The following is a 20,819-nucleotide window of genomic DNA, read 5'->3' as shown; positions in this document are numbered from 1 at the left end:
AGTCAACCTTTATCGAAACTTAGGAGGCCATAAATTAATTGGTAAACAAACGAAAAGTGATTCTGACAACCGCTGCAAAAATCATTTATGAAGAAGGTATGCAGAAACTGACCATGGAGAATATCGCTAGCCACTGTGAAATGACAAAGGGCGGCTTATTATATCATTTTAAAAGTAAAAGCGATCTGCTACTACAAATGAATCAGATGGTAATTGAAGAATACGAAGCGAAAATCGAAGCTTATCAGCACGAATTGCAAGGTAAAAACATCTATACCCGTGCGTATGCCCTCGTCACCCTAGATTATATCAATAATAGTGAGAATATTTTGTTCCCCGCCGTTTTCATTTCTTCACACGAGCATAAAGAAAGCAAGCAGTTATGGGATACGTATAATGAAAAATGGGATCTTGAATTTGAAAAAGATGAAGCTGATTCGGAAGAGATATTGGCGCTCCGCCTAATGTGCGACGGGATCTGGTTTAGCATCATGTACAATTATACTTATGATACCAAAGAGCCGATCATTCAATTGATTCAAAAGTATTGCCGACTATTAGAAAAGTGAGCACTATTTTTTACTTATTTTTAGTAAGGTGTTAATATTAAATAAGTGATAAAGTCCATAAAAGAGAGGTCGTCGCAAAATGAATCAAAATCCTTATATGCCTACATTTGATCCAAAAAAAGGATTGGAATTTGGCATTTATACTCTTGGAGATCATTTGACAAATCCACATACTGGAACAAAGATCTCTGCGCAAGAACGTTTGAAGCAAATCAAAGAAATGGCTGTTTTAAGCGAGCAAGCAGGCCTTGATGTCTTCGTTGTCGGTGAGAGTCATCAGGACGGATTCGTTTCTCAAGCCCATGCTATCTTGTTGGCAGCAATCGCCGAAGCCACCAGTAAAATAAAAATCTCTAGTGGCTCTACGATCATTAGCACTTCTGATCCCGTCCGTGTTTTCGAGAATTTCTCTACGATCGATCTATTATCAAATGGACGCGCTGAGATCGTCGCCGGTCGTGCATCGCGCGTTGGTTTATTCGAGTTGTTGGGCTACGACCTAGCGGATTACGAAGAATTATTTGAAGAAAAATTTGATCTGCTTCTGCAAATCAATCAGTCAGAGTATTTAAATTGGAGCGGAAATTTCCGCAAACCACTTCGAAATGCCCAAGTTCTGCCCCGACCGTTAAATGGTCATCTGCCGATCTGGCGTGCCGTTGGAGGTTCTCCGCAAAGCGCAATCAAAGCCGGTCGTGCAGGCGTCCCGATGTACATGGCTCATTTAGGCGGACCTGCTTCTGTCTTCAAACACACGATCGATAGCTATCGGGAAGCAGCAGACAGTAGCGGTTTCGATGCTAAATCGTTACCGATCGCAACTGCCGGATTTTTCTACGCTGCTGAAGATACGAAAACTGCTTTGCGCGAATATTATCCGCATATCAATGAAGGAATGCGGGTAACAAACGGACAAGGATTCCCTAAACAGGCTTTTGCCCAAGCCCAAGATAAACGCAGCATCATCAATGTCGGCTCTCCCGACGAGATCATCGAAAAAATTCTTTATCAGCACGAAATGTTTGAAAATCAGCGCTATATCGCGCAATTGGATTTTGGCGGTGTTCCTTTCGACAAAATCATGTCCAATATCGAACTGATTGGGGAAAAGATCCTTCCCGCAGTCAAAAAGTATACCGCCCAAAAATAGGAGGATAATCAGATGAAAGTAACTCTATTAGCAACTTCTGTGGTCGGCAGAAAGACCCGTTCAAGCTTAGAATTGGCAAAATCGATTCTTACGGAAAAATTTCCTACTATTGAATGCACATTACTTGATTTAAAAGAATTGGATCTTATCTTCAGTGACGGTCGCAACTACTTGGATTATCAAGGCGATACTTTGCTCGTGACCAAAACATTAATGGAATCTGACATTATTTTGATCGGCACGCCAACTTTCCAAGCTTCGATCCCCGGCACGTTGAAAAATGTATTTGACCTGCTTCCGCCAAAAGCTTTTTTCAGAAAAACAGTCAGCGTCATTGCGACTGCTGGTTCTCCTAAACATTATCTCATGGTGGAAAATCAGCTCAAACCGATTCTTAATTACATGAAAGCGAATGTCGTTCCCAATTATGTTTTTTTGGAAGATCGGGATTTTGATCAGCAGAAGGTCATCAATGACGATGTCCATTTCCGGCTTGAGACCCTGATTGAAGATACGATCGTCCTCTCGCGGACGTATCAACGTATTTGGGAAGAACAAGAAGCAGAATATGATTTTTAAAAGAAACGCCGCTCATTTGTAAGCGGCGTTTCTTTGTTGGTTTTTATCCATTTCGGGCACTTTTTCGTAAGCGCTCGATGTGTAAAACGAGGTATCCTACTTCCTCTTTAAGAGGCTCGCACTTATATTCTGCAGCTAAGTATTGGTTGATCTTCTTCGCGCATATCAACGTATCCCGATAATTTTCGCTAATCAGCTGTGTCAGCATATCTATCTCTGACTCCTCTGACTTTTCCACCTGTCGTGATTCGAGCATCCGGTAAAGGTAATACTTCAAATGGGTCACGAAACGAATATAATCGATCGATTCCCGATTGATTTGGATGTTGTAAAAGCCATTGATCAAATCAATGATATCCCGTACGATCAGCGAAAGCTTTTCTGTTTCTTTGATGAGCAAGTTTCCTTTGTTGGCATTCACAAAGTGTAATGCGATCGCGTAAGCATCTTCTGAGGGGAGATCCGCGTCTATTTGCGTATTGATATAATCGATTGCTTCATATCCGGCGCGGACTTCCAGCGGGAAAAGGGTTTTCATCTCCCACTGCAGCGGCGATTTGATGCGGTATTCTTGCTGGGCACATTCTACAGCAAACTGGATGTGATCTGCCAAAGAGAGAATAATGCCGAAATTAAATTGCTGTCTAGTCGCTGCTTCTCCTAGCGCCGCTATTTTCTCAGCGATTTTCAAATAAAACTCCGGTACCGCCGCAATGACCTCTTCGATCTGCGTGGATGCAAGCTCATTTTGTGCTTTAAAAACGCGAGATACTTTATTAATATCGATCTCGTCTCCGATTTTCTTTCCAAAACTGATTCCTTTTCCAATAACGATCAGCTCTTCACCTTCTTGACTGACCATCGCAATATTGTTGTTGAGTGGTTGTTTGAGTATGATTGGAATCACCTGACTTTATTTAGTGAGTAGATTGAAGCTATTTAGAAAAATAACACCGATTATCATCCATTGATAGACGAGTACTACTTTCTTTTCACTCCAGATCCCGCTTAGCTTGGCACCGAAATAACCGCCGCATATGGCTGCCGGAATAATAACAGCCAAATAACTTAGGTCAAAGCTGGCAAAACCTGTCGAAATCGCGATACCTGCTAGTTTGGAAAACTGTGAAAAGAAAATCGTGATAATCGAATAAACTGCCGCCGCTTTGATCGGCAACCGAAAGCAGAACATCAGAAGTGCTACATTGATTGGTCCGCCACCGATTCCTAAAAAAGAAGCGAGACCCCCTAGCAAGAAACCGACCGCCAAAACCCAGCCGCTACTTTTTAAATGAATAGATGGCCAATTAAATCTACTGTACAAAAACGCATATCCTAATGTTAAGATAGTGACGATGATCTGGATATGCAGCACCATGTTATCCTCCATATGGCTGGCAAGTAACAACTCCAGCAGTTTCCCACCAGCCAATCCGCCGAGAATCGATCCCAAGGAAATATAGATAGCCAACCTTGCTTGAAGTGCCATTCCGTTTCGCCACTGTTTTATAGTAGAAACAATAGCCATTGTCAGCACTGCCGCCGAGGCGTAAAACGATATTTCCGCTACGGAATGGATACCGATCAAATCAAACAGCGGCTTGATCAGTACCCCTCCGCCCATCCCTGATAAAGCACCGAGCATATTAGCAATGAGTATGATCCCAAAATACAAGAAATAACTGCTCACTATTCTGCTAATCCCAAGCGGACGAATTCTTCCGGCGGTGCATCTACTTTCTGCATCGCCGCGATCAATTTCCGGCACATCATTTTCTCTAATGCATTGTCGCTGATGGGATGTGCTTGTTGTGGATCCTGTTTCATATCAAATAGCAAATGTCCAAAAGGATAGGTATCAAAGTGATTTTCCATTGGGATCCGAAGTACAGGTGCGCCATTTGTAAAACGTGTTCCCCCAGTTAGCTCTATTTGATCCAAAGCTTCTTGGTTAATGAAGCCGCGCATTTGTGCAGTGCTTAATGTGTAGCTGGCAAGCGGCTGATTATCCGGATAGGTGGAACTTCTCATGTATAGATAGCGGCCGTCAAAGATATTCACTTGCCCGCCATTTGTTCCAAACAGGATCGTTTCATGTTGCTTTTTTTGTTCTTTTAACACTGGCAATAGTGACTTTCCATCCCGGGGAAGCGAATCTGGCACCTTAAAATAGTCCAGCAGTGTCAGTGGGATATCGATTGTCTGGCATAGTGCTTCGACCCGTTCTTCTGGTATCGTTTGATCAGGAACATGGATAAAAAATGGTAGATGAATCACTTCCTCGTACATAGGCGGAAAATTTTTACCCAGCCAATCATGCTCGCCTAGCAGAAAGCCATGATCTGTATTGATAATAATCAATGTGTCGTCCCACATCTTATGGGTATCAAAGAAGTCCAGGATCTTCCCTAACTGGGTATCGCACATCGATACTAAAGCTGCATATTCTAGGCGCAGATCATCGATTCCTTCCGGCGTATCGTCTAAGTGCTGATATGCCGGCCAGTATGGTACTTCTTCGCTTGCTTTATCTGTGTAGATAGCCCGATATTTTTCCGGTACATAAAATGGCTCATGCGGATCAAAACATTCGATCTGTAAAAACCAATCCTCCTTGTCATGATGCTGCGTCAGAAAATCAAGCCCAGCCTGAATCGTCCGTACTGTTGGCATTTCTTCTTCCTTTACTTGTCGCGTACGGTTCGCATAATGCTGTGTAACAGAGATTCCTTTCTTATTCAACGGATGTTCGTTCTGATTGGCCGAGGCCTGCGATCGTGGGACATAGCGGTCGCCTTCCTGACCGCGAAAACCTTCCCATGTCGAATATCGATTATGATACGTTGCACCTCCGTCCTCAAAATAATGCGAATGATCTGTTACCAAGTGCGTATAAATACCATGTTCCTGGAGTTTTTCAAAAATCGAGCCGTCAAAAGACTCTAGCGGTCCCCAGCCACGATGCAGGAAATTATATTTTCCAGTATGCAGCTCTCTTCTCGCTGGCATACAAGGCATGCTTCCCCCATAAAATTGATCAAACGTCGTGCATTTTTCCCGTAGTCTTTCAAAATTAGGTGCTTCGACCCAATGATTCCCGTAATTGGGCAAAAAATCTTTCGACAATGTATCGAACATTAGCATCACTGCACGCATCTCATCGACTCCTTTCTTCTTTTCTTGCTAATTGCTTTAACGTTTCGGCACATTCGCGCAAAAATGCTTGATACCCACAAAATGTGTCGCTTTCGTTCACATACATTACCTGTTTCATCCGCTTGCAGCCACCATTGCAGGATGCTTGAAATTCGCAGTTCCGACAATAATCGCTTTGTTGTTTAGCTGTTTGCAAAAAACAAGCGGCTGTCCGCCCGGCAAATAATTCACGCAAAGTATGTTCTTGGATATTTCCTAAGCAGTATGCATCCGTCGCATAAAAGTCGCAGGCATACACGCTTCCATCCGCTTCAATGACATATTGGATATTACAGTTTCCCAGCATTCCACATGCTCCTATCAATCCTTTTCCATATAGATTCCCGACATCATCAAACAATTTGATGCTGATATAATGCCCTTGCTGATACTCCCGTAGCCAATAGCGGAACAGCTGTGTATAAAAAGAAGCAAAGTACTCAGGAGTGAGCGCAAAAGCAGATCTTTCCTCCGCTTCCAAGTCATCTAAGCATGGAATGAACTGAACGTAGCGGATTTGATTTTTTCGCAGAAATTCAAATACTTTTTTAGGATGTCTAGCTGTTTGATTGGTTAAAACCGTTAGAATATTATAGTCGACTTTATATTTATCCAGCAGTGCTTTGGTGCGGATCACACGTTTATACGTACCTTGCTGCTTGGCATCGACGCGATTCAAGTCATGAAATTTTTTGTCCATATCGATCGATAACCCTACAAGGAAATGATGCCGGCGAAAAAATTCGCACCATTTCTCTGTAATGATCGAGCCATTGGTCTGAATGGCATAATGTATCGTTACCTTTTTATCCTTCGCCGCTGCATAGGCCACAAATCGTTCAAAATAGTCCAGACCGGCAAGGGTCGGCTCCCCGCCTTGAAAAACAATACGTAAATGATCGTTTTCATCCAGATCGATAAAAATCTGATCGAGCATGGTTTTCATCACTTCCGGTTTCATTTTCCCAAACGATCTTACTTCCCTAGAATTCACGACATCCGCATAAAAACAGTATTTGCAGCGTAAATTACAAAGCGAAGAAGCTGGCTTTATCATCACAGAGATTTGCTTCATAGTCTCATCCTTTCATTGCTCAAGCAGCATTCGGCTTATCTTTCCAGAATAATAAAGTCAGCGCTAATGCAACCAGAAACGCAACTACGATGCCGATCACAGCACCAAGCATCCCGCTATCCATGACGCCGTTATTGATATAATTCGGTAATGCGAAGATCCCCATACCACCTTGCAGATATGCTTTTGACCCAAGCGTCCCCATAATACCGCCGCTTACACCAGCACCACATAATGTAAAAATGAACGGCCACTTATTCGGCAAAGTCACTCCGTAGATGGCGGGTTCGGAAATACCGAAGATCCCCGTTGCAAAGCAAGGTACACATAATGATTTCAGTTTCTGATTTTTAGTCTTGAGAAAGACACCTAGTACAGCGCCGATCGTTGCAAAGGGAGTTCCAAGCATAAGGGCAATGACAGGATCGTAACCGAATTGGCTAAGATTTATCAACGCGATCGGAATCAAGCCCCAATGTAGCCCGAACATCACGAATACTTGCCAGAAGCAGCCAATCAGCAAACCGGCGATGATCGGATTGATGTCGTATGCTCCTTTGATGACCATGCCGACAAAATCACCCAGCCAAGTCGCGATTGGACCAATCACTGCAAAGGTAAGCGGAATAACGATCAGCAATGTGAAGAAAGGCACTAAAAAGGCACTAACGATAGGATGAATCACCCTTTGCAGCCATTTTTCGATTTTTGCACCGAAATAGATCGCTACAATGATTGGAATAACGGATTGCGCATAATTCATCAGTAGGACGGGAATACCGAAAATTTCCATATGGATCGGTGTTTCAAAGATCGTATGCTTGAAAAGCACATAGAGCGGCTTCCCATTTTGGACCAAGCCTACAATACTCGGATAGATGAGGGAAGCGCCTGTGATGATCCCTAGCAATGGACTAAAGCCGAATTTTTTACTAGCCGTATAGCCTAAGATAACGGGGAAAAAGTAAAAAAAGGTATCGCCGATCGCCCACAAAAGAGTATATAGGCTGGATGTATTGGTCGTGGCTCCGACCGCAACAAGCAATGCTGCCAATCCTTTTATCATCCCCGACGCAGCCAGTGCTCCTAATGCCGGCGTGAAAATCCCGGAAATGACATCGATCAATTTGTCAAAGAGTTTCTCTTTTTTGTCGCTTTTTACAGCTGTTTCTTCTCCCTGCAAGCCGCTTGCTTCCAAAACAAATGGATAGACTTGCGCCACATGGGTGCCGATCACTACTTGATATTGTCCTGCACTTTGCATGACCGTGACGACATCCTCACGGTTTTTCAATTCTTCCGTGGCAGCTAAGGTCTCGTCTTTCAATTTGAACCGGAGCCTTGTTGCACAATGTACGACACTAATAATATTCTGTTTTCCGCCCACTTTTTCTACAATTATTTTTGCTAATTCTTGGTAAGTCATTTTTCTCCTCCTTGATGTTGGTTTTGTTTAGTGGCCAATAAACAAAAAAAACCTAAGAAATAGACAAACTCCGCTAATGACGAAGTTTTCCATTTCTTAGGTTATGCCAACTTAATGTTACACCCGAAAGAAAACGTTTTCAATATTATTTTATCATAGCCGCTTTCAAAGTCAATACTAAATTTCAACTCGGGTTTCATGCTACTATACAAAGATGTCCACGATCAGCACAATGATAAAGACAACAAATGAAAGCAACGTTTCTAGAACTGTCCATGTCTTGAAAGTTTCTTTGACAGATAATCCTAAGTACTCTTTCACCAGCCAGAAACCACCGTCATTGACATGGGAAAGCATCAGCGATCCGGCTCCTGTCGCGATAACTAGCAAGGACATGTTGACCCCTGTCATATTCTCTACGATCGGCGCCACGATTCCTGCAGCTGTAGTCAAAGCTACCGTTGCTGATCCAGTTGCCACACGGATCAATCCAGCAATGACGAAGCTCATGACGATTGGCGATAAGTGCATATGCACGGCTAGATTCGCGATCGCATCTGCTACGCCTGCATCTGTCAGCACTTGTTTAAATGCTCCGCCAGCACCAATGATCAAGATGATCGAAGCGAGCGGCTTCATGCTCTCTTCTGTCAGGTCTTTGATCAATTTTCCTGATGCACCTAGTCGATGTCCCAAGAAAAAGTATGCAGCGAAGACGGAAATAAGTAGTGCAACAAGCGGACTTCCGATGAAGGAAAGGACTTGATTGACTACTTTCGGCATGCTGATAAAGTTTTCCAACATCGATAGTAGCATCAAAATGATCGGTAAAAAGATGATCAAAAAAGAAATCGGCACGGAAGGCAGTTTATCTCGGTTCAACTGCACATCCGGGCGGATCAACTCTGGTTCGTTTTCTGGTGTTATCCGTTTGCTGATATATTTCGCAAATAATGGCCCGGCAATGATCCCAGCTGGCAAAGCGAAACAAAGTGCATATAATAATACCGGTCCGACTTCTGCGTGATAAATACCAATGGCTGTCATGGCACCGGGGTGCGGCGGCAAAATGCCGTGAACGATCGATAATCCGGCTAATACCGGTAATCCCAACAGCAAAATATTCTTTTTAACAGTTTTTTGGATTGAGAGAACGATCGGTAGCAAGATAACTAATCCGACTTCAAAAAAGACCGGTATCCCAATGATCAGTCCGGAAAAGAACATCGACCAAGGCAGACGTTTCGTCCCGAATTTTTTGACAAAAAAGTGCGCGATTTGCATACCGGCACCTGATGTCGACATCATTTTCCCAAGGATCGTCCCTAATGCCAAGATCCCGACAAGATGTCCCAGTACACCTCCAACGCCAGTTTCAAAGGAAGTTGTGATTTTTGCCCAATCCATGCCGGCAAAAATCGCTAAAAATAAGGTTGCTACTGATAAACTGATATATGCGTGCCATTTCCACCAGGAAACCCCTAAGATAACAATCCCGATTGCTATCACGGTAATAATCAATAAATAGATATCCATCTTCTCTCCTCCGTTCTTAGCGGATCAGTTCTTGGTGTGTTTCTTCCAAATAACGATAGACTGCTTCCAGCGACATCAAAGGGACGTCGCCTTCCGTAGTATGCGCCAAGATCGCATTTGCAACAGCAAACTTGAGCGTTTCCGCTGTCTCCAGTTGTTTGATATCGCCATAAATGATGCCGGCTGCAAAAGCATCCCCAGCTCCGATCCGGTCTAATGTTTTGACTTCTTTGCGCATGCTTCTCTGCAGTTTTTCGCCTGCTATAAAGCCTAGCAAGTAATGTTTCCCGTCTTCATACGTTCGCTCTGTTCCTATCAGTGCTTCGATTTGATAACGCTTTCTAAAAACTTGGACCGTTTCCTCGAAATTATCTGCGCCAACTTCGCCTTGCTCCATCTCCAAAAGCTCAAACAGATCTCTTTTCCCGCCGAAAACAATGTCGCTATTTGCGAGCAGCGCTTCATACCGTTCTTTGATTTCCGCCGTTGTTTTATCTTTGTTAAGGCTCGGCCGGTAATTGAAATCGAAATATACTTTTTTATGTTGTTTTTTTGCTTCCGCTGCTAATCGAATAGCAGTTTCGTAAGTCGCTTCATTCAACAAAGCCGTAATGCCGCATATGTGGACAAGATCAACGGCACGAACGGCTTCTACAATGGGATAATCGGCTGTCTCTGCTTTGCAAAAGGCGCTTTCCGAACGATTTTGATATGTCACCATGCTCGGCCGTTCTCCAAATCCCATTTCGACAAAATAGCTCCCCATAAATTCGCCTTTATAATGGATGAATTTATCGGAAATGCCATATTTATTGATCTGCGACCGCGCCATTGTCCCAATGCGATTGGCTGGAAGCGCGGTAAGCAGATACGTTTCAATCCCAAATGCGCCCAGACTCGCCAGCAAGTTGACACCTGTGCCAGTGATCTGGTAAGTCAATTGGTTCGTTTGTTCCAATAATTGTTTGCCGGGTGGTGTATAGCGGATATTCGCCTCACCATAAGATAAGATCTTCATCTTTTTTCACTCCTAGCTTACTTCACGATTTCCTTGCAAATGCGGTATAATTCTGCCACATCGGTTGCTCGCGTATTGCCAGTTTCCGAATCAATGATCGAGCTGTAGACATGTGGAATGATTTTTTTCACGCCAGCGTCATAAGCAATGCGAACGATTTCTTCAAAGTTATCCAAATCGATTCCGCCTGTAGGCTCTAATGCAAAATCGTTTTCTGCGCATGCTCGTGCTACAGCTTTGAACTCTTCGATGTGTGCCAGCCCTTTCATCGGGAAATATTTGATGGAACTCGCACCTAGATCTTTTAATAGTGCGATCGCTGTTTCGACAGGTACTTCGGCGGGTTCTGCTTGGCTGCTGAGCGGTCCGGTGGCGATGTTTACGAGACCCACTTTACCAGTCGGTGATACGAGCGCATTGACGAATGTTTCCGTTTGACCAAGCAAGGCGCGGGATGCACTTGCACCAGTAAAAACTTGATTGACATGCTGCGGCTGCAATTTTGCCGATACGCGTGTCACCATCTCACTTTGATTCGGATCACCAGCGCCGAGACCAACAGAAAGCGCATTATCGGTCGCTGCGATATATTCTTTCATGTCTTCGATCGCGGCTTCATCGGTATCATAATTTTTCGTAAGGACGCCAAGCACAACATGTCCTTCCGCAGCTTCATAGCATTCTTTCGCGTTTTCTACGGAGTTTGCTAATACATTCAAACAAATTCGGTCATTTAAAAAATTTGGTGTTTTTTGCATTACTTATTCCCACTTTCCATACTATTTTTTAGTCTTTCCGCGATTTTTTGTAGTTCTATATCGGTTACTGCTCGAATATCAAATTCGATAATGCCGTTATTAGCACGATATTCCCTTGTATAGACGGCTGGGCTCGTTTTTTTCAACTGCTCGATCAGCGGACGTGCTACGGCTGGATCATCCGTCGTAACGGCAGCACGATAGATATCGCGTCCTGCTCCGTCCTGGACGATTTCAGCTGACAAGCCCTCCAATTGGTTGACAGCCTCCACGAATGGCGCTAAACGTTTCTGCATGGATTCGCCTGACTCCGTTCCTTCTTTTAAGTACTGTTCGATTGCTGCCGTGAAGCCGATGATATTTTCTTTGCCGATTTTCATCGCTCTGCCGATGCCCTTGCCTTGTTCACGTACCCAACTAACCGGGATCTTTTTGCCGATCACAAGTCCTGATGACGGCCCTTCGATCGCTTTTGCACCACTATAGATGACTAGATCTGCTCCTAAGCGGTAATATTTTTCAAGCTCTTCTTCTGCTGCAGCATCAACGATCAGCGGCAATTGGTATTTTTTCGCGATCTGCGCCATTTCTTCGACTGAAAGCATACTTTTTTGAACGGTATGATGACTTTTGATATAAAGCAGTGCGGCCGTTTGTTCAGTGATCATCGCTTCGACGTGATCCGGCGCACACATATTCGCATAGCCGGCTTCTGTTACTTTACCGCCGCCAAGTTCTACCATTACTTCTACCGCTGTGCCGTAATCTACATTATGCCCTTTTGGAAGAATGATCTCCCGGCGTGTGATCCGCTCGGTGTAAGGGTGGTAGGTATGATAAGCATCACCTTTGCCAATAACTCCAGCGACTGATTGAGCAATTCCTGCTGAGGCGCTGGAAACAACGATCGCGTCTTCTGCTCCTACTAAATCGGCAATATAAGCACCTGTTTTTTTGACGAGATCGCTCATTTCAAAAAAGCTTTGTCCTGCCAGTTTCTGTAGTTCGGCTACATGATCGGAAATTTTTGATACGCCTAAAATCGTCATTTTTCCAGAAGCATTGATTACTTCTTTTAATTGATATTTATCATAGATTGCTTCTTTAGATGTCATAAATGGCCCCCCCAATAATTGCTGTTGTTGGTTTTATAAGTTGGTTGATCGTTCTTGTGTTCCCGTTAGAATCAACGAGTTCTTTGGAACCGCTTCCCACATTAAAAATCGTAATGTCAGCGTCGGCGCCTTTTTTCAATTCCCCTTTCCCCTTCAGTTTAAAACTTGCTGCTGGATGGGAAGTTACCATAGGAATGATTTCTGCCAGCGAATAGCCGACTGCTAATAATTTTTCCAATGTCGTCGCCATATTATATACCGGCCCGCTTTCGCGATTGCGGTGATATAAGTCTGTACTGATCGTATATGGTGTGATATGTTCTGCTTTCGCTGCTTCGGCGACATCAAAATTGAAACTATCTGTACCATGGCCGACATCGAAAATGATACCTTTCTCGTATGCTTCTTTTGCAAAATTTTTGATGCTGTGATTTTCCTTGTCGAAAATCCCGTTGGCTTTGCCATTAAAGCAATGTGTCACGATATCACCTTGTTCCAATTCTGCCAGGATGGTTTCTAATGTCGGCGGGTTTGAACCGATGTGGACCATAAGCGGCAAATCGACTTGCTGCTGGATCTTCTTTGCTTCCTCTAACGGCAAAATATCATTATCACCAACGACGGTCTTACTCATCCGTGCTTTCAAACCAACAATAAATGCTGGAAACGCTTTAACTTTCTCACGCACCAATTCAGCTTGGATATTGCGCATGTCCGATAATTCATCCTGCCGTACGATCCCTGTTTTAGAAATATTGATCATCGCAAAAACATTCGTTTTCACATCTTTCAATAACTGATGAAAACGATCCATGTTTTCTGCACCCGTAGAACCCGCATCAATGATCGTTGTCACGCCAGCTTTATAACCTTGTTCATCCGGCGAATCATAGTAAAGATCCATTTCTTCATAGCAATGAACATGATCATCGATCCAGCCTGCACTCACATAACTATCGCCATGTAGATCGATCACACGCTGCGCTTCTACTTCCAGATTGCTGCCGATCTCAGCGATTTTATCTGCTTGAATGGCAATATCAATGGTTTCTCGAGAAGGCGTACGTCCATTTTTTATCAAAATATCATACATCGTCATCCCTTCTTTCTCGTACATGATAACATTATAATGTTATCATGTAAAGAAAAAGCTTATCGTTAAACTTCATAGTGAATGCGATAAGCGTGAAGGTCGGTATTATAAAGGCCTAGCGAATATTCAATGATTTGTCCCGCTTCATTATATGAAAAACGGCGGCGTTCTAGCAAATGCGATGTTGCCGTCTTCAGAATTTCTTGTTCAGCTGCTGTCAACAGCTTGACATCGAATTCATCTTCAAAACGCGCGACTGTTTGACCATTTTCCTTCATTAATTGATAGAGCGATAATTGATCAAGCTGGGATTCGTTTATGCCATGATAAATATCGGCAAGGTAATGGGTATAGTAGATGAATGGTGCTCCGTCCAAATAATAGAGCCGCTTCACTTCTGTGACATTTCCTTGGAAAGCAACGCCCAGATCCGCGATTTCTTGTTTTTTCAGCGAGCGGATCGTTAAAATTTTCTTATCGACTTCCAGCCCTTCATCCGTCAAGATCGTAGAAAACGATTGGGCCTTCGCAAGTTTATTGAAAAGCCGGTTGCTGATGACTTTTGTACCGATCGCCCGCTGCTTTTCTAAATAGCCTTCCGAAACTAATAATTCGATTGCTTTACGGATCGTGATCTTGCTGACTTCGAACATCGCTTCTAATTCGTTTTCTGTTGGTATAAAGGAATCTACTGGGTATTTTCCTGTTAAAATATCTTTTTTGATTGCTTCGGAGATTGTTTGGTAAAGAATTGTTGTTTTTTTCATTCTGTTCTCCTTTCCGCGTCATTAGTCTATTATTTCCATAATTTGCCCAAAAATGCAATAGGGATCTTTTTTACAGACAAGTAATTAGACAAGCCGTTCATTCTATTGTACCATTTGAAGGATATCTATTTTGAAAGGACGATTATTTTTATGATTGCACTCTTACTTATTGCCGGCTTGCTAGTCGGAATGATGCTGCCTGTTCAGACATCCGTAAACAATCACTTAGGCAAATTCACCCGCTCTCCGCTATTGGCATCCTTTATCTCTTTTTCCGTCGGTGCTTTATTTTTACTTATTATCAACATAATCATCAATCCCGCGAAACTGACTTTTTCACAAGTTTCTGGCCATTATCCCCCTTATATCTGGTTTTTGGGAGGGCTATGCGGAATTATCTTTTTAACAGGAAATATTTTACTTTTACCGCGGCTTGGCGCTGCGATGACTGTTGTTACAACTGTGACTGGTCAAATGGTGATGAGCATCCTGATCGACTGGTTCGGTTTTTTTCATGCTCCCATTCACGGGATCTCGCTTGGCAGGATCATAGGCGTCATACTGATGCTCTTTGGGATTCTGTTGATGAACTATCTGCCGCGGGCAAAACGAAAAATCCAGACAACTGGTTCTTCTAAATGGTGGTTGATTGCCGGGTTTGGTTCTGGGTTATTGCCACCGATCCAAACTGCTGTAAACAGTCAGTTGCGCACAGCTGTCGATTCCTTTTTCCTGGCTTCCTTGATCTCTTTCGTAGTGGGTGTCATCATTTTAGCGCTTGTCGTAGCAATCTTCGTCCGCCGTTTTACTTTTTCAAAACGCAAGGATACAGGCGAAGAACTTCCATTATGGGCGTTTATCGGCGGCTTCCTCGGTGTAGCCTATGTGACAGCTAATATCGTGCTGATGCCGTATTTGGGCGTTGCACTTACGATCATGATCCTGCTTTGCGGACAAATGGTCATGGCGCTTTTGATCGATCATTTTGGGATGTTTTCGATTCCGAAACAGCAGATCGATAATAAACGGATCATTGGGATCTTATTTATTATTGTCGGAATCATACTGGTTCATAGTTTTTAATTATTTTCTTATCGGCCCATCTTAAGTTACTCCTAAATATAATAGGAGTAACTTTTTTTCAAATTCACTTGTGAATTTGTTAACATCTTCTAGACAATACCGCTGTAAATGCTATAATTAGTTCATAAACGAACAGAGGAGAAATGAAAATGTTCCATAAATATAAACCCCTTAATCTTTTCAGTAATTTTGCAGAAGCGGCAGAACGCTTTCCGCAAAGCCCCATGTATTTTGATGAAGTTTTACCCGCCTTCCCAGAGCTGCAGCTAGAAACGAACTACTTGGATTGTAAACAAGCGGTCATCCGCCGTGCTAGACAATTGAACGAAATTGGTGTTCAAAAAGAAGAAAAAGTCGTTATTTTCAAATCGGCTAAATTCGATACCTATCTCTTAGCAGTTGCTGTTTCTTATCTCGGCGCAGTACCGATCATGATTTCTCCTCATTTCCCCGCCGAAACAATGGATATCTTAGTTGGCCGGTTAGACGATCCATGGTTGATCAGTGATTCCCACACTGCTACTAAATGTAGTGAACTGAAAAATCTTTCTGCTGACAAATTGATCGCATTGTCCGAGCTTCTGGAAGTCACCAGCCAAAAGCCATGCGAACAAGTTTTCCTTCCGAAAGATATGATTTCTTATATGACACATACATCTGGCACGACTGGTGTTCCCAAATTGATTGCTCACTCGGCTAATTCGATGGGCTGGCGCACAAAATTGCAAAAAAATGTGCTTAGCTGGATCGATAAAAAAGGCTTAGTCGCTTTCCACATTTCACCCGTCCATTCCCGCTACAACATTGGCATATCTTCGCTCATGATAAAAGGCTTTCCGCTCCTTGCGATCGCAAATCCTTCTTTAGATAATGTGGAACAGACCTTATTGAAATATAAGCCGAAAGCGTTGGAAACACACCCAAATCATTTTGTACAATGGGTCTCTTTGGCAAAACGCAAACCAGAAGTATTTGCCAGCTTGAAATATTATCACTCTACTTTTGATGCGATCAATAAAGAAACAATGTCCGCTTTTCTACACTGTTCTTCCTATAAACATCCCGTCTTTCTGCAAATTTATGGACAAAGCGAATGCGGTCCGATGATCATTCGCCCGCATACCAAACGTTCGCTAAGGAAGACGAATGCACGCGCAATGGGTCTAGGCATGCCAAATCTGACAAAAGCACGAATCGTCGATACTGATGGAAATGTTGTCCCAGCCGGTACAAGTGGCAATATCCAATTGCTTTCTAAAGGACGCGCACTCACTTATTTCAAAGAAGACGCCCGCTTCCAAGAAAATGTGTACGGCAAATGGTGGGATAGCGGCGATTATGGTATGAAAGACCGCTTTGGTATTTTGTACTTGCAAGACCGTCAAGTCGATTTGGTAGAAAACATTGAAAGTACACTTGCGATCGAGGACAAACTGCTTGATGAACTGGATTTTCTAGAAGAAGTCGTGATCATTCGCGGAAAAGAGGGAAGCCCGCAGCCGATCCTTGCTACCCGAGAAGGAATGGAAATGAATTGGGACGCGTGGTTTGAGAAAATTTCTGACTTACCGCACCTGAATCAGCCGATCTTGATGAGATCTGAAGAGATTCCGCGCACAGCGACCATGAAAGTACAGCGCCTACGCTTGGAAAAAGAACTAACAGAAGCTTAATAAATCGAAAAAAGAAGCCGAGTGTTGTGATGGCTTCTTTTTTCATTTTCCATAAAAAAAGACAGCCACAAAACGCGTGACTGTCAACTACAAAATAAATGAGTTAGTAAACTTTACCCGTTTATTTGGTTCGTTAATCTATTATTTGTATACTTTTATTTTTACTTTTTTACGTCCCCATTTTTTCGCTTTCGCTACGGTCTTCATGTGGACATCGATTTTCTTTCCTTTGATCGCGCCGCCAGTATCACCAGCCACAGCATAGCCATAACCTGGGATATAAACTTTGCTTCCAAGACGAATAACTTTAGGATCTACGGCAATTACACGTGGATGTTTTTTTAAGTTGATACCTTTTGAAGTAATGTGACCCATTCCTTTTTGTTTGTAGGAATAAGCACTAGCATTGACAGTGATCGTTTTTGCTTTCTTCGGTTTCGCATCTACATTTACGGAGTGAGGAACTACTAATGCTAATCCCAACACGACTATACATAATAACCCAACTAGACCTTTTTTAAAATTCAATATCGTTACCTGCCTTTTTTTATTTTACGTTTCGTATAAGATTTTTTAATCTTACCATTTAAATATTGCGGCAAGGTTACGAAACGAAAGCAATTTGACGACTTTATTTGTGCAGGACCACACATTTTGTAACAAAACTAAATAAAAACCTCGTTTTCCGGTGTTATTCCACGAAATTGTTCACAAAATCTCCACATTTGCTACATGTTTTTTATGCTATACTCAAAAAAGGGAAAAAAGGAGGAAATGAAATGAATCCACGCAAACCAGAGTTTATTTTAACACTTATTGGAGGAATCACAGGTATCATTGCTGCTATTACTGGAATGATCGGAGCAAGTGCTTCTAAAATGATCGGTAATTCAACTGACATGCAAAGCAGTTTGGAAATGTCTAGCAGTGATATCCAGCAATTCGATTCTATCGGTAGCAAGCTGATGATTTTAGCTGTTATTGCTTTGATCGTTGCAATCATCTTATTTGTACTTTCTTTTCAGATCAAGAAGAATGCAAAAATGTTCGGTATCATCATTTTAATTCTTAGTGTCGCAGGATTTTTCTTACTGCAATTTTTATGGATCGTTCCTGGTGTTTTAGGAATCATTGCCGGGATTTTATGCCTAGCGCGTAAAGTTACACTTTAACTTTCATGGTCACCCTCCTAATATATGGGTAGGGTGATTTTTTATGCCCACTATTCCTAATTTCAAAGAAAATAGAAATATTTTTGTTTTTTATGTAAAAATATTGTAATATATGGTATCATCATTCTTGTAAGCTTTTTGCTTTCTTAAAAATAAAATATCGTTTTCTATGCGTTATTTTCATCATAAATATCTACCCCCTGGGAGGGATTACTTTGAAAAAATCACTATTTTTCTTGATTTTCATCATTTCCATTGTACTCCTTGCTGGTTGTTCTCAAAAAAATGATACCCCCGCTACATCTGATTCATCGAGTAGCAAACAAGAAAAACAGGATAAGCAAACAACTAGTAAAAAAGACAAGGAGAAATCTCAGCCAGCTCGCGCGACAGGCGACAAAGAGAAGGCTGAACCAAAAGTCAAGGAAGATACGAAAGCTCCTGCTCAAGATGCCAAGCCCTTAACAGAATCACAAGTTATCGAAGCAGTAAAAGGTCAAGTGGATGCTGCCATCTCACTGCCACAAGTAGTACCGCTTTTAAAAGAAGGCAATCATCTTACTGCAAAGACCAGCGGCGATTTCAACAATTATACGGTCACATTCTTTGAGAGTGCTCAGCCGATTCCAATCAATAATAAGAAATTGAATGATCCTAAAGCTGCGCTAAAAAACAGCGTTGTAATGAAAAAAACTTACGCTTCCATTGATAAAGCGCAGGCGGCTATCAATTTTGAAAATTACAGCAATACCGGGAGCAATCCTGTTAATTTAGGTTCTGGTATCCAAGGTTATTCGGATGCCGGTGCAGGTCAAAAATATTTGTCCTGGAATGAAGGCAGATGGGCTATCTCCGTCCATTCTTCTACGATCGATGCAGAAGCAAATCTGGCACTTGCACGAAAAACCGTTGCTTTATTGAATAAACTGACATTGCCGATACCACATCAATTCGGTAGCATTATTTTCAATCTCAATGAAGATGACCATAATATTATGTGGCAAGAAGGAACCGTGGTCTATTCGATTTCCGGAAAAGAACCAATCAAGATTTTACAAGAAGCTTTGCATTTTGATAAATGATCGAAAAGCTGTGACGATTCTCATTGTTACAGCTTTTTCATGTTTTCGTTTAATTTCGACGAATTCTGTATGATATAATTGATTTCTAAACAGCTTTTGTCGAACTTAAAAATGGATTAAAGGGGTTTTTACAGAATGCAACCAAATAAGACACTCGCAAGGAATCTAAAAAATCGGCACATCCAACTTATTGCTATCGGTGGCGCGATCGGAACGGGATTATTTTTAGGTTCAGGAAGAGCTATCCATCTTGCTGGTCCATCGATTTTATTTGCCTACTTGATCACGGGGATCATCTGCTTTTTGATTATGAGAGCATTAGGCGAACTATTGTTATCTAACACAGAATATCACTCTTTCGTGGAATTTGTTCATGACTATTTAGGCAAAGGAGCAGCATTCGTAACGGGCTGGACCTATTGGTTCTGCTGGATCTGTATCGCTATGGCAGACCTTACGGCAGTTGGGCTTTATATTTCTTTCTGGTTTCCAAGCGTACCTCAATGGATTCCTGGATTGATCGCGTTGCTTATTCTTTTGATCATGAACCTGGCAACGGTCAAGCTCTTTGGAGAAATGGAATTCTGGTTTGCGTTGATCAAGATCATTGCGATCTTGGCATTGATCGCAACGGGGATCGTTTTGATCGTCTTGCATTATCCTACTAGTACCGGACATGTGGCGATCAGCAACTTATATAGTCATGGCGGCTTCTTTCCGAATGGGTTTCATGGTTTTGCACTCTCTTTCCAAATGGTCGTTTTCGCCTTTGTTGGGATCGAACTGGTTGGTCTGACTGCTGGGGAAACAGAAAATCCGGAAAAAACACTGCCAAAAGCGATCAATAATATCCCGCTACGGATCTTGATCTTCTATATTGGCTCGTTGTTTGTGATCATGAGCGTCTATCCTTGGAATAAAATCAGCATTTCAGAAAGTCCGTTTGTTCAGGTATTTACTACTGTCGGCGTTATCGCAGCGGCGGGCATCGTCAATTTTATCGTTCTTACTTCTGCCGCTTCAGCTTGCAACAGTGCTGTATTCAGTACCAGCCGTATGGTTTATTCACTGGCGATGGAAAAAAACGCCCCGCAGACGCTTAGCAAGATCAATAAACGTCATGTACCGTCACGGGCATTATATTTTTCTGTTACCGTCATCTTTATTGTTATCGCGTTGAATTACTTGATTCCAAGTGCGGAAACAGTCTTTACATTGATATCCAGTATTTCAACCGTCTGTTTCTTGTACATATGGGCCGTGATCGTGATCTGTCATTATAAATATCGCAAAACAATGGCACCGGGAGCGAAGAAACACCGTTTTAAATTACCGTTTTTCCCGATTTCCAATATCGTGATCTTGGTATTTTTAGCAGCCATTCTGGTCGTGCTAGCATTCTCGGCGGAAACAAGGCTAGCGCTCTTTATCACACCTGCGTGGTTTATCTTACTGCTTGTGGTTTATACGTTTGTAAAGAAACGAAATCAATCCGTTAAATAGAAAAAGTCCTCCAAGGCTGTTGCTT

Annotated in this window: 20 protein-coding genes; 8 read left to right on the top strand and 12 right to left on the bottom strand. The window is 42.5% G+C overall.

Annotated features, from left to right (window positions below; genetic code table 11):
• Positions 1-38 precede the first annotated feature (38 nt).
• From EL241_RS02505 to EL241_RS02495, 3 genes are all read left to right on the top strand, one after another.
• Positions 39-569, top strand: coding sequence for a TetR/AcrR family transcriptional regulator (locus EL241_RS02505; RefSeq protein WP_003757677.1), 531 nt, complete (start codon positions 39-41; stop codon positions 567-569).
• Between the two features lie 79 nt (positions 570-648).
• Positions 649-1,719: an LLM class flavin-dependent oxidoreductase gene (locus EL241_RS02500; protein ID WP_126320322.1), complete on the top strand. Its 1,071-nt coding sequence runs from the start codon at positions 649-651 to the stop codon at positions 1,717-1,719.
• A gap of 12 nt (positions 1,720-1,731) precedes the next feature.
• Complete coding sequence (locus tag EL241_RS02495; protein WP_003757673.1) at positions 1,732-2,298, top strand: NADPH-dependent FMN reductase; 567 nt, start codon at positions 1,732-1,734, stop codon at positions 2,296-2,298.
• Between the two features lie 43 nt (positions 2,299-2,341).
• Here EL241_RS02495 and EL241_RS02490 read toward each other — a convergent pair whose 3' ends face one another.
• The 11 genes from EL241_RS02490 to EL241_RS13880 form a co-directional block, all read right to left on the bottom strand.
• On the bottom strand, positions 2,342-3,205 hold the full coding sequence (locus tag EL241_RS02490) for a PRD domain-containing protein (protein WP_126320321.1): 864 nt from the start codon (positions 3,203-3,205) through the stop codon (positions 2,342-2,344).
• A gap of 6 nt (positions 3,206-3,211) precedes the next feature.
• Positions 3,212-3,988, bottom strand: coding sequence for a sulfite exporter TauE/SafE family protein (locus EL241_RS02485; protein ID WP_036103276.1), 777 nt, complete (start codon positions 3,986-3,988; stop codon positions 3,212-3,214).
• Complete coding sequence (locus EL241_RS02480) at positions 3,988-5,454, bottom strand: sulfatase (protein ID WP_036103273.1); 1,467 nt, start codon at positions 5,452-5,454, stop codon at positions 3,988-3,990. Before EL241_RS02480 ends, EL241_RS02485 begins: the two co-directional genes overlap by 1 nt.
• 1 nt (position 5,455) lies before the next feature.
• Entirely contained in the window at positions 5,456-6,568 is a 1,113-nt protein-coding gene (locus EL241_RS02475; RefSeq protein WP_036103271.1) for a radical SAM/SPASM domain-containing protein, read from the bottom strand.
• A gap of 19 nt (positions 6,569-6,587) precedes the next feature.
• Complete coding sequence (locus tag EL241_RS02470; protein ID WP_126320320.1) at positions 6,588-7,994, bottom strand: PTS transporter subunit EIIC; 1,407 nt, start codon at positions 7,992-7,994, stop codon at positions 6,588-6,590.
• Between the two features lie 204 nt (positions 7,995-8,198).
• The gene (locus tag EL241_RS02465; RefSeq protein ID WP_036103267.1) at positions 8,199-9,530 is read right to left on the bottom strand and encodes a GntT/GntP/DsdX family permease; all 1,332 of its coding nucleotides are present in this window, start codon (positions 9,528-9,530) and stop codon (positions 8,199-8,201) included.
• Between the two features lie 16 nt (positions 9,531-9,546).
• Positions 9,547-10,548, bottom strand: a complete 1,002-nt coding sequence (locus tag EL241_RS02460; protein WP_126320319.1) for a sugar kinase — start codon at positions 10,546-10,548, stop codon at positions 9,547-9,549.
• Between the two features lie 17 nt (positions 10,549-10,565).
• Entirely contained in the window at positions 10,566-11,306 is a 741-nt protein-coding gene (gene dagF / locus EL241_RS02455) for a 2-dehydro-3-deoxy-phosphogluconate aldolase (protein ID WP_036103265.1), read from the bottom strand.
• Positions 11,306-12,421, bottom strand: coding sequence for a DgaE family pyridoxal phosphate-dependent ammonia lyase (locus tag EL241_RS02450; RefSeq protein ID WP_036103260.1), 1,116 nt, complete (start codon positions 12,419-12,421; stop codon positions 11,306-11,308). The genes dagF and EL241_RS02450 overlap by 1 nt, the downstream gene beginning before the upstream one ends.
• The gene (locus EL241_RS02445) at positions 12,411-13,514 is read right to left on the bottom strand and encodes an amidohydrolase/deacetylase family metallohydrolase (RefSeq protein WP_036103259.1); all 1,104 of its coding nucleotides are present in this window, start codon (positions 13,512-13,514) and stop codon (positions 12,411-12,413) included. Before EL241_RS02445 ends, EL241_RS02450 begins: the two co-directional genes overlap by 11 nt.
• 65 nt (positions 13,515-13,579) lie before the next feature.
• Complete coding sequence (locus EL241_RS13880) at positions 13,580-14,281, bottom strand: GntR family transcriptional regulator (protein WP_003757646.1); 702 nt, start codon at positions 14,279-14,281, stop codon at positions 13,580-13,582.
• 150 nt (positions 14,282-14,431) lie between these two features.
• Here EL241_RS13880 and EL241_RS02435 point away from each other — a divergent pair, with 150 nt between their 5' ends.
• Positions 14,432-15,364, top strand: a complete 933-nt coding sequence (locus EL241_RS02435) for a DMT family transporter (RefSeq protein WP_036103253.1) — start codon at positions 14,432-14,434, stop codon at positions 15,362-15,364.
• A 149-nt stretch (positions 15,365-15,513) separates the two neighbouring features.
• Positions 15,514-17,037 (top strand): AMP-binding protein, encoded by a 1,524-nt coding sequence (locus EL241_RS02430; RefSeq protein WP_036103250.1) that lies wholly within the window; start codon positions 15,514-15,516, stop codon positions 17,035-17,037.
• Positions 17,038-17,178: 141 nt separating this feature from the next.
• On the opposite strand, the gene EL241_RS13755 is transcribed toward EL241_RS02430, so the two are convergent.
• Entirely contained in the window at positions 17,179-17,565 is a 387-nt protein-coding gene (locus EL241_RS13755) for a 3D domain-containing protein (RefSeq protein WP_003757640.1), read from the bottom strand.
• Positions 17,566-17,816: 251 nt separating this feature from the next.
• On the opposite strand from EL241_RS13755, the gene EL241_RS02420 reads away from it, so the two are divergent.
• The 3 genes from EL241_RS02420 (at position 17,817) to EL241_RS02410 (ending at position 20,794) form a co-directional block, all read left to right on the top strand.
• Complete coding sequence (locus EL241_RS02420; protein ID WP_036103244.1) at positions 17,817-18,209, top strand: DUF4064 domain-containing protein; 393 nt, start codon at positions 17,817-17,819, stop codon at positions 18,207-18,209.
• A 215-nt stretch (positions 18,210-18,424) separates the two neighbouring features.
• Positions 18,425-19,291 (top strand): LptM family lipoprotein, encoded by an 867-nt coding sequence (locus EL241_RS02415; RefSeq protein WP_036103241.1) that lies wholly within the window; start codon positions 18,425-18,427, stop codon positions 19,289-19,291.
• A 135-nt stretch (positions 19,292-19,426) separates the two neighbouring features.
• Positions 19,427-20,794, top strand: coding sequence for an amino acid permease (locus EL241_RS02410; RefSeq protein ID WP_003757635.1), 1,368 nt, complete (start codon positions 19,427-19,429; stop codon positions 20,792-20,794).
• The last annotated feature ends 25 nt before the right edge of the window (positions 20,795-20,819 follow it).

Source organism: Listeria grayi (assembly GCF_900638015.1).
GTDB lineage: Bacteria > Bacillota > Bacilli > Lactobacillales > Listeriaceae > Listeria > Listeria grayi.
This window is presented reverse-complemented; position numbering and strand designations above follow the sequence as displayed.

Excerpts from the sequence above, each read along its gene's own strand:
- EL241_RS02460 (WP_126320319.1), bottom strand. The coding sequence starts at position 10,548 with ATGAAGATCTTATCTTATGGTGAGGCGAATATCCGCTATACACCACCC.
- EL241_RS02465 (WP_036103267.1), bottom strand. The coding sequence starts at position 9,530 with ATGGATATCTATTTATTGATTATTACCGTGATAGCAATCGGGATTGTT.
- EL241_RS02420 (WP_036103244.1), top strand. The coding sequence starts at position 17,817 with ATGAATCCACGCAAACCAGAGTTTATTTTAACACTTATTGGAGGAATC.
- EL241_RS02480 (WP_036103273.1), bottom strand. The coding sequence starts at position 5,454 with ATGCGTGCAGTGATGCTAATGTTCGATACATTGTCGAAAGATTTTTTG.
- EL241_RS13880 (WP_003757646.1), bottom strand. The coding sequence starts at position 14,281 with ATGAAAAAAACAACAATTCTTTACCAAACAATCTCCGAAGCAATCAAA.
- EL241_RS02410 (WP_003757635.1), top strand. The coding sequence starts at position 19,427 with ATGCAACCAAATAAGACACTCGCAAGGAATCTAAAAAATCGGCACATC.
- EL241_RS02495 (WP_003757673.1), top strand. The coding sequence starts at position 1,732 with ATGAAAGTAACTCTATTAGCAACTTCTGTGGTCGGCAGAAAGACCCGT.
- EL241_RS02430 (WP_036103250.1), top strand. The coding sequence starts at position 15,514 with ATGTTCCATAAATATAAACCCCTTAATCTTTTCAGTAATTTTGCAGAA.
- EL241_RS02435 (WP_036103253.1), top strand. The coding sequence starts at position 14,432 with ATGATTGCACTCTTACTTATTGCCGGCTTGCTAGTCGGAATGATGCTG.
- dagF (WP_036103265.1), bottom strand. The coding sequence starts at position 11,306 with ATGCAAAAAACACCAAATTTTTTAAATGACCGAATTTGTTTGAATGTA.
- EL241_RS02445 (WP_036103259.1), bottom strand. The coding sequence starts at position 13,514 with ATGTATGATATTTTGATAAAAAATGGACGTACGCCTTCTCGAGAAACC.
- EL241_RS02470 (WP_126320320.1), bottom strand. The coding sequence starts at position 7,994 with ATGACTTACCAAGAATTAGCAAAAATAATTGTAGAAAAAGTGGGCGGA.
- EL241_RS02450 (WP_036103260.1), bottom strand. The coding sequence starts at position 12,421 with ATGACATCTAAAGAAGCAATCTATGATAAATATCAATTAAAAGAAGTA.
- EL241_RS02500 (WP_126320322.1), top strand. The coding sequence starts at position 649 with ATGAATCAAAATCCTTATATGCCTACATTTGATCCAAAAAAAGGATTG.
- EL241_RS02475 (WP_036103271.1), bottom strand. The coding sequence starts at position 6,568 with ATGAAGCAAATCTCTGTGATGATAAAGCCAGCTTCTTCGCTTTGTAAT.